At 73.3% G+C, this 14,226-nt stretch carries 17 protein-coding genes; 7 read left to right on the top strand and 10 right to left on the bottom strand.

The window, feature by feature from the left end; all coding sequences use genetic code 11:
- The first annotated feature begins 24 nt into the window (after positions 1-24).
- Complete coding sequence (locus AB0C17_RS01225; RefSeq protein WP_357382427.1) at positions 25-1,272, top strand: FUSC family protein; 1,248 nt, start codon at positions 25-27, stop codon at positions 1,270-1,272.
- Positions 1,273-1,379: 107 nt separating this feature from the next.
- On the opposite strand, the gene AB0C17_RS01220 is transcribed toward AB0C17_RS01225, so the two are convergent.
- Together AB0C17_RS01220 and AB0C17_RS01215 are read right to left on the bottom strand one after the other, a co-directional pair.
- Complete coding sequence (locus AB0C17_RS01220; RefSeq protein ID WP_357382429.1) at positions 1,380-2,003, bottom strand: DUF4352 domain-containing protein; 624 nt, start codon at positions 2,001-2,003, stop codon at positions 1,380-1,382.
- Positions 2,004-2,377: 374 nt separating this feature from the next.
- Positions 2,378-2,692, bottom strand: coding sequence for an STAS domain-containing protein (locus AB0C17_RS01215; RefSeq protein WP_357382431.1), 315 nt, complete (start codon positions 2,690-2,692; stop codon positions 2,378-2,380).
- Positions 2,693-2,786: 94 nt separating this feature from the next.
- Between AB0C17_RS01215 and map the strand changes: the two genes are divergently transcribed.
- Positions 2,787-3,644, top strand: a complete 858-nt coding sequence (gene map, locus AB0C17_RS01210; protein ID WP_357382433.1) for a type I methionyl aminopeptidase — start codon at positions 2,787-2,789, stop codon at positions 3,642-3,644.
- Positions 3,641-4,357, top strand: a complete 717-nt coding sequence (locus AB0C17_RS01205) for a VIT1/CCC1 transporter family protein (RefSeq protein ID WP_357382435.1) — start codon at positions 3,641-3,643, stop codon at positions 4,355-4,357. Before map ends, AB0C17_RS01205 begins: the two co-directional genes overlap by 4 nt.
- Before the next feature lie 19 nt (positions 4,358-4,376).
- Here the strand turns inward: AB0C17_RS01205 and AB0C17_RS01200 are convergent, their stop codons facing one another.
- Both AB0C17_RS01200 and AB0C17_RS01195 read right to left on the bottom strand, forming a co-directional pair.
- Positions 4,377-4,871: a hypothetical protein gene (locus AB0C17_RS01200; RefSeq protein WP_357382437.1), complete on the bottom strand. Its 495-nt coding sequence runs from the start codon at positions 4,869-4,871 to the stop codon at positions 4,377-4,379.
- A complete protein-coding gene (locus AB0C17_RS01195) occupies positions 4,856-5,926 on the bottom strand; it encodes a helix-turn-helix transcriptional regulator (protein WP_357382439.1) in 1,071 nt (356 codons plus the stop codon). Before AB0C17_RS01195 ends, AB0C17_RS01200 begins: the two co-directional genes overlap by 16 nt.
- A 214-nt stretch (positions 5,927-6,140) precedes the next feature.
- Between AB0C17_RS01195 and AB0C17_RS01190 the strand changes: the two genes are divergently transcribed.
- Positions 6,141-6,461 (top strand): DivIVA domain-containing protein, encoded by a 321-nt coding sequence (locus tag AB0C17_RS01190; protein WP_357382441.1) that lies wholly within the window; start codon positions 6,141-6,143, stop codon positions 6,459-6,461.
- Positions 6,458-6,712, top strand: coding sequence for a hypothetical protein (locus tag AB0C17_RS01185; protein ID WP_357382443.1), 255 nt, complete (start codon positions 6,458-6,460; stop codon positions 6,710-6,712). Before AB0C17_RS01190 ends, AB0C17_RS01185 begins: the two co-directional genes overlap by 4 nt.
- Before the next feature lie 8 nt (positions 6,713-6,720).
- Here AB0C17_RS01185 and AB0C17_RS01180 read toward each other — a convergent pair whose 3' ends face one another.
- From AB0C17_RS01180 to AB0C17_RS01155, 6 genes are all read right to left on the bottom strand, one after another.
- Positions 6,721-7,188 carry a nitroreductase family deazaflavin-dependent oxidoreductase gene (locus AB0C17_RS01180; RefSeq protein WP_357382445.1) on the bottom strand — a complete coding sequence of 156 codons (468 nt, stop codon included), beginning with the start codon at positions 7,186-7,188 and terminating at the stop codon, positions 6,721-6,723.
- A 50-nt stretch (positions 7,189-7,238) separates the two neighbouring features.
- A complete protein-coding gene (locus AB0C17_RS01175; protein ID WP_357382447.1) occupies positions 7,239-9,917 on the bottom strand; it encodes an ABC transporter permease in 2,679 nt (892 codons plus the stop codon).
- Positions 9,914-10,645: an ABC transporter ATP-binding protein gene (locus tag AB0C17_RS01170; RefSeq protein ID WP_357382449.1), complete on the bottom strand. Its 732-nt coding sequence runs from the start codon at positions 10,643-10,645 to the stop codon at positions 9,914-9,916. The genes AB0C17_RS01175 and AB0C17_RS01170 overlap by 4 nt, the downstream gene beginning before the upstream one ends.
- Before the next feature lie 19 nt (positions 10,646-10,664).
- On the bottom strand, positions 10,665-11,246 hold the full coding sequence (locus AB0C17_RS01165; protein ID WP_357382451.1) for a PadR family transcriptional regulator: 582 nt from the start codon (positions 11,244-11,246) through the stop codon (positions 10,665-10,667).
- Positions 11,247-11,315: 69 nt separating this feature from the next.
- Positions 11,316-11,756, bottom strand: a complete 441-nt coding sequence (locus AB0C17_RS01160) for a ferritin-like domain-containing protein (RefSeq protein WP_357382762.1) — start codon at positions 11,754-11,756, stop codon at positions 11,316-11,318.
- A 53-nt stretch (positions 11,757-11,809) separates the two neighbouring features.
- A complete protein-coding gene (locus tag AB0C17_RS01155; protein WP_357382764.1) occupies positions 11,810-12,259 on the bottom strand; it encodes a hypothetical protein in 450 nt (149 codons plus the stop codon).
- Between the two features lie 262 nt (positions 12,260-12,521).
- Between AB0C17_RS01155 and rimP the strand changes: the two genes are divergently transcribed.
- Positions 12,522-13,172 carry a ribosome maturation factor RimP gene (rimP, locus tag AB0C17_RS01150; RefSeq protein WP_357382453.1) on the top strand — a complete coding sequence of 217 codons (651 nt, stop codon included), beginning with the start codon at positions 12,522-12,524 and terminating at the stop codon, positions 13,170-13,172.
- On the top strand, positions 13,169-14,215 hold the full coding sequence (nusA, locus tag AB0C17_RS01145) for a transcription termination factor NusA (protein ID WP_357382455.1): 1,047 nt from the start codon (positions 13,169-13,171) through the stop codon (positions 14,213-14,215). The genes rimP and nusA overlap by 4 nt, the downstream gene beginning before the upstream one ends.
- Positions 14,216-14,226: the final 11 nt, after the last annotated feature.

Below are 14,226 nucleotides of genomic sequence, written 5' to 3'. Positions count from 1 at the left end.
CGGCGAAATTACTAGGATCGCCTCATGGGGCGTGAGCCGTTCCGTCCTTCCCACGGCAGCGGGAACGACCCGGTAGGTGCGGCGTGGACGGCGATTCGCCGTACCGGCCGGGACACTGTGCGGGATCGGCTGCGGCGGGTGCGGTTGAGCCTGCTCGTGGCGGTGCAGTGCGGGGTGGCCGCCGCAGTCGCGTGGTGGGTCGCGAAGGACCTGATCCACAACCCGCAACCGCTGTTCGCGCCCGCCGTCGCGGTCGGCACCATCGCCAGTTCGGTGAGCCAGCGCTTCCGCCGTACGCTGCTGCTGGTCGCCGGCGTGGCGGTGGGCATCATGCTGGGCGACCTGCTGGTCTCCTGGGTCGGGCAGGGATACGTACAGATCGGCGTCATCGTCGCCGCCGCGATCCTCGTCGCCGTCCTGCTCAGCGACGAGGGCGCGTTCGTCACCCAGGTCGGCGGCAGCGCGATGGTGATCGCCGTGCTGTTCCCGGCCCGGACCGACATCGCGCTGCCCCGCTTCCTCGACGGCGTCGTCGGTGGGGCGGTCGGCATCCTGGTCGCGGTCGTGGTGCTGCCCCTGAACCCGATCTACCGGATCCGGCGGGCCGGCCGGCCCCTGCTCAACCAGATGGCCGCCGGGCTGGACCGCCTGGCCGACGCGGCCCTGGCCCGGGACGCCGAGCTGGCCCGTCAGGTCCTCGACACCCTGCGCCGGCTCGACACCTCGGACGTGGAGACCGTGCTGTCGGCAGCCGACGAGGTCGTCCGCATCTCGCCGCTACGGTGGCACAACCAGAGCGCGCTGCAGGGGTGGCGGCACGGCGCCATCCTCATGATCCGGTCCCTGCTGCACAGCCGCGACGTCGCGCTCAACCTCGAACGCGCGATCCGTGACGACGAGCCCGTTCCGCCGTCGCTCGCCGAGGCCGTGCGGTGCCTGGCCGAGGCCGCGCGCACCGTCGCTGCGGGCTGGTCCCCGTCCACCGACCGGCCCTCCCGATCCCAGCGGGCCGCGATGTCGGCCCTCCGTCTGGCCCAGGAGGCGTTGCGCAGCGGTCTGCGCGTCGGCGGCATCAACGTGGCGAACGAACTCACCATCATCGCGGTGAACACGATCCGGGCGAGCGGGGTGCGCAAGCGCGACGCCGAGTCGTTGCGTCGTGATCTCGCCCCGGACACCGCGGGGGAGACGGGAGAGCGGCACCCCGCGTCGGGTCCGGGGCGGCCGGAACCGGGGCAGGGCCTGTCGCCCGGGATGGGAGAGGCCTCTTAGCCGGAGGGCAACCGAGTCGCGGTCCAAGGCCCAGCTCTCAACCGGGAACTGGGCCTTGGACCTGCTCCGGCACAGGAGACGTCGTCCAGGTCAGGCTGGCGTGCCGGTCAGAGCATGACCTCCGCGTCCTCGGCGAGGGTGAAAAGCCCGGCGTCGAACACCAGCTTCACCAGCTTCGTTCCCTTCGGTACGTCGAAGTAGACGTTCGCCTTCACGGCGTTCCCCGGGTTGATCTCGTCGAGGAAGCCCTCGCCGTCCTCGTTGCCGTAGATCGCCGCCTCACCGTCGGCCTCGTACTCCCGGCCGCGTCCGTCGTGTGCGCTGACGGTGCCGTCGGCGTGGAACAGCTTCGCCTTCTTGGTGACGTTCTTCGCGGTCAGGACGACCCGGCAGAAGCTGCCCTGCGCCTTCTTGTTGAGGAAGTCACTGCCGACCTTGGCGATGCCGCACTTGATGCTGTGTGCGGTGAATTCGAAGTCACCACCGCGTACCGTGTCGCCGATCCGGTAGACCTTCGGCGCGTCGGCGGGCTTCTCGCTCTTGACCGGCGGTGGTGCGGCGGCCGAGGTGGGAGCGGAGGTCGAGGCCAGCCCGGCGCCGTCAGCAGCAGGGGCGACGGAAGCGCCGCTGCCGGCCGCGCCGGGGCTCTTGTCGTCGCCGGTCAGGGCGAGCAGGGCCGGTCCACCGCAGCAGAACACCACGACGACGGCGACACCGATGAGCACCGGCATGAGCCACTTCTTCTTCGGCGGCGGTCCGAAGCCAGGCTGACCGGGCGGAGGCGGATACGCGCCAGGGGGACCGGGCGGCGGCGGGGGATAGGAGCCCGGGGGACCGGGCGGTGGCGGGTACGAGCCAGGGTTATGCGGTGCGGTCATGGTGATGCGCTCCCAGGAGATGTGCCCCCGCGCCCCGCGGAGGCGATCACCGACGCTGCCACATAGCCCTTGGCCCGCATAGATCGTTCATTGTCCGGTGCCCGACCGCGTTCACCCGAACAGTTCGCGCACCGTGACCTCGACGGCCGCGAGAATTCCACCGCAGTCGTAGGGGAATGGCCGGAACGGGCGAGCACGCCTCCGGAATCCGGACAGGTTCCGCGCGGTCAGGTGCGGGCGAGCCAGTCCTGGTCGCCCAGGCCGGAGATGTCGAGCACGCGCCGGACCTGCGGGGACGGCAGCACGGTGAGCGCGGCCGGGAACCGCTGCGCGAGCCGGACCACCGCGTGGATGGCGGCCGAGTCGAAGAAGGTGACCGCCCGCAGGTCGAGCGTGAGCTGCTTGGCAGGCTCGCGGAGCGCGGTCTGGAACATGGTGTCGGCGGTCGCCATGTCGACCTCGCCGGTCACCTGGACGCGCACCTGGTCGCCGTCGACCTGCGCCGTCACGGAGAAGACGGGCGCCGCGCCCCCTTGATCCACGGAGCAACAATGGCACAGCGTTTGCGGCACGGCAATAATCTGCCCGGCGGGCCTGTGGCGAGGGGCACATCCGCCCCGGCGATAGGCTTGGAGCATGACCGTCCGTGCGCCGCTGACCCCCGGCACGCTCTCCCCGTGGCGAGCGGTTCCCGCCCACATCCCGCGCCCGGAGTACGTGGGTAAGAAGCGCCCGCAGGAGTGGCGCGGCTCGCACGTGCAGACGCCGGAGACCATCGAGAAGATGCGCGTGGCCGGGCGTCTCGCCGCGCAGGCCACCCAGCTCGCCGGAGAGCACTGCAAGCCCGGGGTGACCACCGACGAGATCGACAGGGTGGTGCACGAGTTCCTCTGCGACCACGGCGCCTACCCGTCGACGCTCGGCTACCGGGGCTTCCCCAAGTCGTGCTGCACCAGCCTCAACGAGGTGATCTGCCACGGCATCCCGGACACCACGGTGCTCCAGGACGGCGACATCATCAACGTCGACGTCACCGCGTTCCTAGACGGTGTGCACGGCGACACCGACGCGACGTTCTGCGTGGGTGAGGTGAGCGAGGAGGCCCGCCTGCTGGTCGAGCGGACCCACACGGCGATGATGCGCGGCATCAAGGCCATCGCGCCGGGGCGGCAGATCAACGTCATCGGCCGGGTGATCGAGTCGTACGCGAAGCGCTTCGGCTACGGCGTGGTCCGCGACTTCACCGGGCACGGCATCGGCGAGGCGTTCCACAGTGGCCTCTACGTGCCGCACTACGACAGCCCGCGCCCCACCGACGTGATGGAGCCCGGCATGACGTTCACCGTCGAGCCGATGATCACGCTCGGCACCTACCAGTACGACATGTGGGACGACGGCTGGACGGTCGTCACCAAGGATCGCAAGTGGACGGCCCAGTTCGAGCACACCATCGTCGTGACCGACGACGGCTACGAGATCCTGACGCTGCCGTGACCGACACCCCTGCGGCACTGCGCGAGGCGCACCACGCGGACGTCTCCGGCGGCTGGCTGCGTCCGGCCGTCTTCGGCGCGATGGACGGGCTGGTCACCAACATCGCGCTGATCGCCGGTGTGGGCGGCGGCGGGGTGTCGCCGCGCAGCGTGGTGCTCACCGGCGCGGCCGGCCTGGTGGCCGGCGCCATCTCGATGGGCCTCGGCGAGTACACGAGCGTCCGGTCGGCGAACGAGCAGGTCGCCGCCGAGGTGGCCAAGGAGCGGCGCGAGCTGGAACGCCACCCGGAGGCCGAGGCCCGGGAACTCGCAGACGCTTGGGTCGCCCGTGGACTGTCCCGCGAACTGGCGACACAGGTCGCCGAGGCGGTACGCGCCAACCCGGAGGAGGCGCTGCGGGTGCACGTACGGGAGGAGCTGGGCGTCGACCCCGACGACCAGCCCAGCCCGTGGGCCGCAGCGATCTCGTCGTTCGTCTGCTTTTCGATCGGCGCGCTGGTGCCGCTGCTGCCGTACCTTCTCGGCTTCACCAGCCTCTGGCTGGCGCTCGCCGTCGGCGGCGTCGGCCTCTTCGTCGCCGGTGCGATCGTGGCCCGGTTCACCAACCGCGCCTGGTGGCGTGCCGGTCTGCGGCAGTTGCTGCTCGGCGCGCTGGCGGCCGGCGCGACCTACCTGATCGGCGCGCTGATCGGCGTCAGCGGCGGTATCGGCTGAGGCTGAGCCACCCCGGCCGTCAACCGGACAGCAGGTCGTCGATGGTGCCGTCGACCGGCCGTCCCCGGGCGGCCAGCTCCTCGGCCTGCCGGGTCAGCACCGCGCCGACCTCCGTCATGTCCGCCCCGGCCAGCCCGGTACGCCGCACCGCGTCCCCCGGGTCGCGGAAGTAGGTGCGGCTGAACAGTCCCTGCACCGTCGCGGCGGCCAGCCGCGCCTCGCCGAGCATCAGCAGCGCCTGGTCCGTCTCGTACCACTCGGCCAGCCGCAACGCGCGGGCGTGCGCCGCGCTGCCCCGGTACCACGCCTGCCGCGCGACACCGGTGAACTCGGCCGGCCGGGCCCGCGCCAGCCGCGCCAGGTGCTCGTCGCGCAGCTTCCGCAGCCAGCCGGTCGGATCGTGCAGGGCGCGGGTGGTCACGTACCGGTCCGCTGCCAGCGGCCAGCGGGACGTGATCGTCGTCGCCCGGCGCAGGTAGTCGTCCGCCCCGGCCACTGTCAGGTCGACGAGCACCCCGTCCACCCGCCGCGTGGCGGGCGGCGGCCCGGCGCCGGGCCGGTAGGTGACGACCAGCAGGCCGACCTCGCGGTCCCCGCCGCCGTCGTCGTCGCCGTGCGCGAGCGGACCGTGTACGGCGACCGCCAGCACGTCCGCCGGGAACCGCCGCAGGGCCGCAGGCGGTGTTCCGGCCAGCCCCACAGCGACTCGACGTCCCCGACGACGGTTGCCGGGAGCTTCTCGATCTGCTCGCTCAGATGACGCACGGTCGCGACCGCCTCGTCGTGCCGGCCGGCGAGGGAGAGCGCCTGCGCCCGGCCCGCCAGCAGACCGCAAGTGGCTGCGGACGGCCTGGCGACGAGCGGCAGGACCTCTTCGGAGATCGTGACGACGGCGTCAGGCCGTCGACCGTCGTAGCAGCCGTTGACGATGTCCCAGGCACGCGTCAGGACTCGTGTGTCGGGATCGCGGGATTCGTCGGCGGCTCTCTGGGCGCTGGCCCACCATCTCCTCGACAGCAGGGCGTGTCCCGACGCGACGAGGCTGAGCGCGACGATCACCGACAGCGCCGCGGCGGCACGTAGCAGCTGTGGGCGGCGCCGATCGTCAGCTGCGGCGAGTTGATGCTGGAGGACTGTCAGATCCCGGCCGAGTTGGGTCATCAGCTGGTCGTGTGGCTGGCGATAGTAGGCCGTGCCGTAGGAGGCGACGATTTCTCCCCACGCGTCGGAGCCGACGTCGACCGCTGTGTCGAGGCCGTGCCGCAGCGCCTCCCAGCCGACCAGCCGGTCGACTGTGGGAAGAGCGGCGAGCGAAGTCATGGCTTGGAGGACCGACCTTCTCGGCATGTCGATGTCGTCGGCACAGCTGCTGTCGTACGCCTTCTTGAGCGAGCCGTTCTTCGACAGCGCCCGGTCGTAGGCGGCCACGACGGCAGGGTTGGCGGGGCGGTCGCCACGCTCGATCTGCCCGAGGTAGCCGAAGTCGTACCTGATGAGGTCGGCGAACTTCCGCAGTGACCAACCCGCGGCTACCCGATGCTGCCTGAGTATGTCCCCGAAACGGTCCATGCCGCCCTCTCCGGCTGTGGGCTTGCGTGTGGGCCCACTGCTCACCGCTGCCCCTGCTCTGCGTAATCGGGATGCTACCCACGCCGACCTATTCGGAGCGGCCCGTGTGAGCCCTGTCGGCGTACCGCGATCACGCTGCGACGACAGGTGCCGGGAGCGGGTTGTAATCGGCCCGCTCTCCACGGCCGGATGGCACCGACGAAGGACAGGTTCGATGAGGATCATCCCGTTCCGACGCCGACGCGACCGTCGGCCCGAGCGCCATGCGATGTGCTATCGCTCTGCGGCGTACCAGACGCTGCGCCCCTGGCAGGTACGGGAACGAACGTTCAGCTCCGCACCGCTGGGCCGACGCGGGCTCGATCCCGAACAGGTCCGGGAGTTCCTGGACCTGGTGGCGGGCGATCTCGCGACGGTCTATGACGCGTTGGCCGAGAGCCGCCGGGAGACCGGCCGGGTGAAGGACGCCCTGCGGCGCTGGCAGTCCGAGCAGGCCCGTGCGCGGGCCGGGCGGGAGCAGGAGCAGGAGCGATGACCGAGCGGTGGATCATCCATCTGCCGATGGTCGTCAACGACCTCGTGTCTGCGCAGCGACTCGCCCGTGTGGTCGCACATTGGAGCCACGTCCTCCCGCAGACCGAACCAGGCGGCACCAGCGTCTCTCCCGAGGACGATCAGAACGTGCGGCACTGGGTCTTCTGCGACCGCAACCTGGCCGAGGGACGCCGCTGCCTGCTCCGACCGGATCACGACGGCGACTGCTCGTCGCGACTCCGGCCACGGTGAGCCCTCGCTCAGGCGTTCGGGACCAGCCGGAACACGCGGATCTCGCGGCCACCGGCCCGCTCGACGTACGTGCGGTACGCGGGCCACTCCTGCACCAGCCGCTGAAACAGCCGTTCCCGTTCCTCGCCGGTGACCTGCTCGGCGGTGACCGGGATCCGGCGCCCCTTGACGTCCACCTCGGCGCCCGGGTTGGCCATCAGGTTGAACGTCCAGGACGGCTGGTGCTGCTGCCCCCAGTTCGAGCCGATCACCACGTAGGCGTCGCCGTCGGGGACGTACACCAGGGGGTTGCTGCGGGGCTTGCCGGAGCGGCGGCCGGTGGAGGTGAGCACCAGCGTGGGCACCAGCCCGAAGGCGACCACGCGCCCTTTCGTCATCCGGCCGACCAGCCGGTCGGCCGGGACGAGCAGGCGCATGGTGGCGCCGAACCAACGCTGGTGACCGAGACGGCGGGTGAGGGATCCCAGGGCTGACATCCGACAAGTGTGCCGCCCGCACCGTGGTCCGTCATCCCTCGGACGGTCAGTCAGTCGAGGCGGCGTTCGATCGGCAGGCGGGACCGGGTGAACAGCGCGGCGCCGCCCATCGCCACCAGCGGTACCACGACCAGCGCGGCGAGCGTCACGCCGGGCACCGTCACCGGGTACGGCGGCTGCACCGGCCAGGAGTCCGCGTACCGCTGGTTGAGCGCGGCGAGGACGACCACGGCGGAGCCGAGCCCGGCGACGATGCCCAGTGCGGAGCCGAGGACCGCGATGACCCCGGCCTGGCAGAGCGACAGCAGGCGTCGTACCCGGGGATCGGCGCCGACCGCCGCGAGCGTGGACAGGTCCCGGCGGCCCTCGGCCGCGGCGAGGCCGGTGGCCACGGCGGCGGCGCCGAGCGTGATCACCCCGGAGGCCACCGCCAGCAGGAGCAGCATCGGCCGCTGGTCCGACGGCGGGTCGGCGGTCGCCACCTGCGCCGACATGGGCCCGATCTCGAACAGCTCGTCGGTCAGCATCTCGGTCTGCTGCTCGGTGGGCGAGCCGGCGGTGTCCAGCAGGTAGCCCAACGGCACGGCGGACAGGCCGAGCGCGTCCGCGGCGGCGGGGGAGAGCACCAGCCGGTCGACGCTGAGACCGCCGCGCAGCGCGTACCCGGGCAGGAGACGCCCGGTGGGCGGGCCGCCGGAGTTGTAGTTGACCTCCACCCGGACCTGCCCGTCCGTCACCCGCCGGGCGTCGGTGACCACCACGCCCCCGGCGGCGAGCGTCCGGCGCGCGGCGGCCAGTTCGTCGGCGGGCGCGTCGGTGAGTGGGGCCAGCGCGGCGCCGTCGTCCACGAGCACCGGCAGGTACACGTCGACCGGCTCCTGGAAGGGGATCACGCAGCGCGGATCGCGCCGGGCCGAGTCGGGGACCGGGTCGGAGGAGGTGTACGGGCAGCGCTGCTCGGGCGGAACGACCGCGTACGCGGCGCAGTCGTCCTTCTCCCGGACGCTGCCGGCGCAGCCGGGAATCGCGACGGGCGTCACAGTGGCGTCGGGCAGGACGGTGCGGGCCCGGGTGGCGACGACGTCGGCCGACGGAGGATCCGCCGGGATGTCGCCGGAGTGGGTGAGCAGCACGTTCCCCGGCGGCAGGCCCGGCTGCCAGAGTTCCCGGGAGCGGGTCTCGTCGCTCGCCACGTAGACGCCGATCGCGACGCTTCCGGCGACCGCGGCCATCACCGCCGAGATGGCGGGCGCGGCCGACGACCGGTTGCGGCTGGCGTCGCGCAACGCGAGCCGGGGCGTCAGCGGCAGCAGCCGGCCGGCCCGGCCCAGGACCCCGACCAGCGTCGGGGTGCAGAACACCAGCCCCAGCTCACCCAGGGCGACGCCGGCCAGCACACCGGTCTGCGAGGTGCGGCCGGCGGCGAACGCGGCGAGAGCGGTTCCGGCGACGGTGAGCGCCACCCCGATCAGCAGCCAGCGGCGGCGTGGCCGGGTCGCGTCGCGCCGGCCGGCCAGGCCGGTCGCCACGTCCTGCCGGGCCGCCGTCCAGGCCGGCGCCATCGCCGCCAGCACCCCGGCCAGCACCGCCGTCGCGGCGATCGCCACCAGCGCGCTCGGGAAGATCCGGTACGCCCCGAGGCGCTCCCCGAGCACGTACTGCTCGACGAGCGGCCGGCCGGCGAACGCGGCGCCGATGCCGAGCAGCAGGCCGAGGGCGGCCCCGCCGGCGCCGAGCACCACCCCGTCGGCGAGCACGATCCGGCGCAGGTGGGAGGCGTCGCCACCGGCCACCGCGACGAGCGCGAGGTCCCGCCGCCGACGCCGGACGCTCACCGCGAAGGCCGGGCCGACCAGCAGCACCACCTCCAGCAGGCCCAGCCCGCCGACCACTCCGACGACGCCGGCCTCGTCAGCGTCCGGTACGCGCATGCCGCGGGTGAACTCCTGCCGTCCCGGCAGCGGGTCACGGACGACGACCTGGATGCCCTGCGCGTTCAGCCGGTCGACGAGCCCCGGGTCCAGCGGGCCGGGCAGGTCCACCAGCCAGGTGTCGCTGCCGACCGCGGCCTCCGGGATCACCCCGGCCATCGTGACCACGTCCCGGAGGTTGTCCGGGTACTCCACCACCCCGACCACCCGGTACGTGGCGCCGTCGATGCTGCGTACCGGGTCGCCGATGCGGGTCTCGAGCCGGCGCAGCGCCGCCGGGCTGACCGCGATCTCGTCGGGGCGTACCGGCGGCCGGCCGTCGCGTACCTCGGCCAGCGGCCGGGTGAGCGGGTCGGTCAGGTCCAGGGCGCGCGCCTCGATCGACTCGACGTGCCGGCCGACCCGCGTCGAGAACGTCATCCACCAGCGCGTGCGGGCGACCCGGCTGCCCTCGGGCAGCAGCGCGCGCACCTCCTCGGCGGTCGCCGGGCGGGTCCGGCCGACCCATTCGCCCTGGACCGGCCAGGCCGACTCGCCCCAGGCGTCCTGCGTCACAGGCACCAGGCTTTCCCAGCGCAGCGCGACGTCGCCGCCGCCGAGCTGGCGCTCGATGCGCTCGGCCCGGGTCAGATCGCCCATGTCGTAGCTGACCGCGGCGAAGCTGAGGCCGAACACCGGCAGCGCGATCATCACCAGCACCAGCAGCGTGCGCCGCCGGGCCCGCCGGGCCTCCCGGCGGGCGATCCGCAGCGCGGTCCGCCACGACCCGTTTACGGCGGCGAGGCGGCCGCCGGTCACCGGATGCTGCCGCTGAGCAGGTGGTCGACGCCGATCAGCGGGGCGGTCGAGTCGACCATCACGCCGTCGCGCAGGAAGACCACCCGGTCCGCCCAGCCGGCGTGCCGGGCCTCGTGGGTGACCAGCACCCCCGCCGCTCCGGCGTCCACCCGGCGGCGCAGCAGGTGCAGCACCGCCTCGCCGGTCTGGGAGTCCAGCGCGCCGGTCGGCTCGTCGGCGAGGACCAGGCGGCGCTCGCCGACGAGGGCCCGGGCGATCGCCACCCGCTGCTGCTGGCCGCCGGACATCTGGTCCGGGAAGCGGTCGGCCAGGTCCTCCAGGTCGACCTCGCGCAACGCGGCCAGGGCCGACTGGCGGGCCGCCCGTACGCCGGTGCCGTCCAGTTCCAGCGGCAGCGCCACGTTCTCCACGGCGGTCAGGCTGCCGAGGAGGTTCAGGTCCTGGAAGACGTATCCGATCCGGCGGCGGCGCAGCCGGGCCAGCTCGCGGGCGGAGAGCCCGACCAGTGCCTCGCCCTCGACCACCACCTCGCCGCCGGTGGGCCGGTCCAGGCCGCCGGCCAGCGCCAGCAGCGTGGACTTGCCGGACCCGGAGGGGCCCATCACCGCCACCAGTTCACCGGCCCGCACGGTCAGGCTCACGCCGCGCAGCGCGTGCACGGCGGCCTCGCCGGCGCCGTGGGTCCGGCGTACGTCCCGCAGTTCCAGCACCCCGTCGATCGGGTCCATCAGTGCCTCCCGTGCCGGGTCACCGGCGGGCTTCGTCGCCGGCCCGGTCCACCGCCTCGGAGTGGTCGACCGCCCGGATCGGCGCCGGGCGGTGCCGGACCAGGCTCGTCTCGCAGTGGTCGAGCCACCGCACCTCGGCCTCGGTCTGGAAGATCATCGCGTCCAGCACCAGCCGCCAGGGTAGATCCTCCGGCTTGTCGCTCGTGTACTTCAACCGGGTGAACTCCTGGAGCGCGCGCATGGTGGCGGTGCGCTGGGTCTGCACCACCGCCCGCACGTCGACGCCCGGGGTGGTGAGCGCCAGCGCCAGTTTGATCGACAGTTCGTCGCGGGGGCGGTCGGCGCGGCTGATCGGCGTGGCGAACCAGAGCGCCAGGTCCGCGCGTCCGGCGTCGGTGATCTCGTACGGCCGCTGCCCGCTCTCGTTCTCCGGGAGCGGGCGCACCAGGCCGTCACGTTCCAGCCGGGCCAGCGTGGTGTAGACCTGTCCGATGTTCAGCGGCCAGGTCGACCCGGTGGACTCCTCGAACGCGGCACGGAGCTGGTAGCCGTACATCTGACCGCGTTCGAGCAGGGCGAGCAGGCCGTGACGGATGGACATGGTCGTGAGTATGCATACCTGGTATGCGCTACGCAACCGGAGGGTTCCGCCGGGTGACCGGCCGCACGCTCACGCGGGGCGGCCCGGGAACGCGACGGTGACCGGTGTCACGCCCGCCGTGCGGCGCCAGCGGGTGGCGCGCAACGCGCAGTCGGTGAGCGCTGCAAGCGCGGTGTTGCGGTCCGCGCCGGTGGTGTGCGGCAGCGCGGCCCGCCAGTGCCCGGCCGTCCGTTCCTCGATCTCCACCGCCAGGCGCAGCGCGCTGGCCCGGTCCGTCACCGGATAGGGCAGCGCGTATCCGGCCCGGTCGGCGGGCACCTGCCCGGAACCCTCGGCGAGCTGGAGCAGCAGCGCGTCGCGGCGGGACCGGTGGGCCGCCTCGGCGGCGCGGGCCGCCGTACGCGCCGCCTCGGTCAGGTGCACGCCGATCACCCCGTACGCCCAGATCGCCGCGTACTCGGCGGCGAGCGCGTCGGCGAGGGCCGTGGCCGGGCCGTTCGTCGGGTTCACGCTGTTCCGGCCGGGCGTGCCCGCACGGCCCTCGCTCCGCTCGGTGCGTTCGTTCACTTGAGTGCCTCCACGTGGGTGGCGCGCGCGGCGGCGATCGAACCGAGCAGCGCGGCCCGCTCGGCCGGCGCCTCGGCGCACGCCCGGGCCGCGTTCACGCGGCCCTCCTGCTCGGCCCGGCGCAGCTCGGGAAGCACGGCGTCGGGGGCGGGCGCGCTCGCCGAGGCCCCGGCCGCCGGGGCGCCGGAGGGTGCCGGCCGGCCGATCACCCGGCGTAGCTCCTCGGCGTGCGCCCGGTGCGCGTCGGCGATCGGGGTGAGCCGCCCGGCCAGCGCCGGCGCGGCGGTGGCGGCGGCCCGGTAGCGGGCCTCCAGCGCGAGCGCCTCGGCGGCCAGCGGCTCCAGCGCGTCCGGCGCCGGTGGCTCCTTGTCGCGGTCGAAAAGATCACAACCGGTCAGCGGCGCCGTCGCGCCGCCGAGCGCCACGAGCCCGCCGGCGCGTAGCAGCCAGCGCCGGGAATGCCCCGCTCCGACCTGGTTGGTTGGTGTTCTGCCGATCCCCACCTGACAGAGTCAACACCATCCGCGCTGCCTTGTGGGTCAGGGTCTCGGTGCGCCGCCGGGTCCGTCGACGGCCACAAGCGTTACGCTCTGCGCAACCACCGGGCGCGGACGCCCCGGTGGCGCGCCGGTATGGCGGGCCGAACGCCCGCACCGGCCCGGACAACACGGCCCGCGGGTCGTGGCAACAGCAGGAGAGGTGCGCGCAATGACGCAGCGTGGCCGTGCCACCCGGCCGACGGGGCCCGCCGGGCGGCCCCGCCGGTCCGACGGGCCCCGCGGCACGGACCGGAGCGGCGCACCCCGCGGCGACCTCGCCGCCCGCCGCAACCGGCTGCGCGAGGTGATCGAACCGGTCGTCACGGCGGCCGGTTACGACCTGGAGGACCTCTCCGTCTCCCGCGCCGGCCGGCGGCACGTGGTCCGGGTGATCGTGGACGCCGACGGCGGGATCAACCTGGACGCCGTGGCGGACGTCTCCCGCGCGGTCTCGGCGGCGCTGGACGCGGCCGAGGAGGCCGGTGGCGACATCGTCGCCGGCGAGTACCAGCTCGAGGTCAGCTCGCCCGGCGTGGACCGCCCGCTCACCCTGCCCCGGCACTGGCGGCGCAACGCCGGGCGGCTGGTAAAGGTCACCGTCCGCGGCGACGCGGGGGACCGCCAGCTCACCGGCCGCATCACGGCCGCCGACGACGAACGCGTGGTGCTGGAGACCGACGCCGGCCCCGCCGAACACCCGTACGCCGAACTCGGGCCCGGCCGGGTCCAGGTGGAGTTCAACCGCCTGGACGACCTGGCCGACGAGGACTTCGGTGACGACACCGACGACGACGAAGATCTGGAGGACGAGGAGAGGTGAACATCGACCTCGCGGCGCTGCGCGCCCTGGAGCGCGAGCGGGAGATCCCGTTCGACACGATCCTCGCGGCGATCGAGACCGCGCTGCTGACCGCCTACCGGCACACCGACGGCGCCGAGCCGCACGCCCGGGTGGAGATCGACCGCAAGAGCGGGGCCGCCTCGGTCTTCGCGCAGGAACTGGACGCCGACGGCACGGTGACCCGGGAGTGGGACGACACACCGCACGACTTCGGGCGGATCGCCGCCATGACCGCCAAGCAGGTGATCCTCCAGCGGCTGCGCGAGGCCACCGACGAGGTGCACTTCGGCGAGTACGTCGGCCGCGACGGTGACCTGGTCACCGGCGTGGTGCAGGCGCACGAGACGCGCCGGGAGAAGGGCATCATCAGCGTCGACCTGGGCAAGCTGGAAGGCGTCCTGCCCCAGTCCGAGCAGGTCCCGGGCGAGGATCCGCAGCACGGCGAGCGGATCCGCTGCGTGGTCGTGCACGTCGCCAAGGGCATGCGCGGGCCGCAGATCACGCTGTCCCGCACGCACCCGGCGCTGGTGAAGAAGCTGTTCGCGCTGGAGGTTCCGGAGATCGCCGACGGCACCGTGGAGATCGCCGCGATCGCGCGTGAGGCAGGTCACCGTACGAAGATCGCCGTACGGTCGACCACGCCCGGCGTGAACGCCAAGGGCGCCTGCATCGGGCCGATGGGCCAGCGGGTGCGCGCCGTGATGAGCGAGCTGCACGGCGAGAAGATCGACATCATCGACTGGTCGGACGACCCGGCGACGTTCGTCGGCAACGCGTTGTCGCCGGCCAAGGCGCTGCGGGTCGAGGTGGTCGACCTGGCCACCCGTACCGCCCGGGTGACCGTCCCGGACTTCCAGCTCTCGCTCGCGATCGGCCGGGAAGGGCAGAACGCCCGCCTCGCGGCACGCCTGACCGGTTGGCGCATCGACATCCGGTCCGACGCGGAGACCGCCGCGCCGGGCGGTGGCCGGGGCGGAGCTGATCACGTACGGGAGCCGGGCGGCGCGATCTCGGGCAGCTAGGGGTAGACTTT

Origin of the sequence: Micromonospora sp. NPDC048887 (genome assembly GCF_040649715.1) — a bacterium.
GTDB lineage: Bacteria > Actinomycetota > Actinomycetes > Mycobacteriales > Micromonosporaceae > Micromonospora.
The sequence above is the reverse complement of the archived record's forward strand: the minus strand, read 5'-3'. Positions and strand labels throughout refer to the sequence as shown.

Bases quoted from the DNA above. Each gene is read 5' to 3' on its own strand.
- AB0C17_RS01225 (WP_357382427.1), top strand. From the start codon at position 25: ATGGGGCGTGAGCCGTTCCGTCCTTCCCACGGCAGCGGGAACGACCCG.
- AB0C17_RS01220 (WP_357382429.1), bottom strand. From the start codon at position 2,003: ATGCCGGTGCTCATCGGTGTCGCCGTCGTCGTGGTGTTCTGCTGCGGT.
- map (WP_357382433.1), top strand. From the start codon at position 2,787: ATGACCGTCCGTGCGCCGCTGACCCCCGGCACGCTCTCCCCGTGGCGA.
- AB0C17_RS01195 (WP_357382439.1), bottom strand. From the start codon at position 5,926: ATGGACCGTTTCGGGGACATACTCAGGCAGCATCGGGTAGCCGCGGGT.
- AB0C17_RS01190 (WP_357382441.1), top strand. From the start codon at position 6,141: ATGAGGATCATCCCGTTCCGACGCCGACGCGACCGTCGGCCCGAGCGC.
- AB0C17_RS01185 (WP_357382443.1), top strand. From the start codon at position 6,458: ATGACCGAGCGGTGGATCATCCATCTGCCGATGGTCGTCAACGACCTC.
- AB0C17_RS01180 (WP_357382445.1), bottom strand. From the start codon at position 7,188: ATGTCAGCCCTGGGATCCCTCACCCGCCGTCTCGGTCACCAGCGTTGG.
- AB0C17_RS01170 (WP_357382449.1), bottom strand. From the start codon at position 10,645: ATGGACCCGATCGACGGGGTGCTGGAACTGCGGGACGTACGCCGGACC.
- AB0C17_RS01165 (WP_357382451.1), bottom strand. From the start codon at position 11,246: ATGTCCATCCGTCACGGCCTGCTCGCCCTGCTCGAACGCGGTCAGATG.
- rimP (WP_357382453.1), top strand. From the start codon at position 12,522: ATGACGCAGCGTGGCCGTGCCACCCGGCCGACGGGGCCCGCCGGGCGG.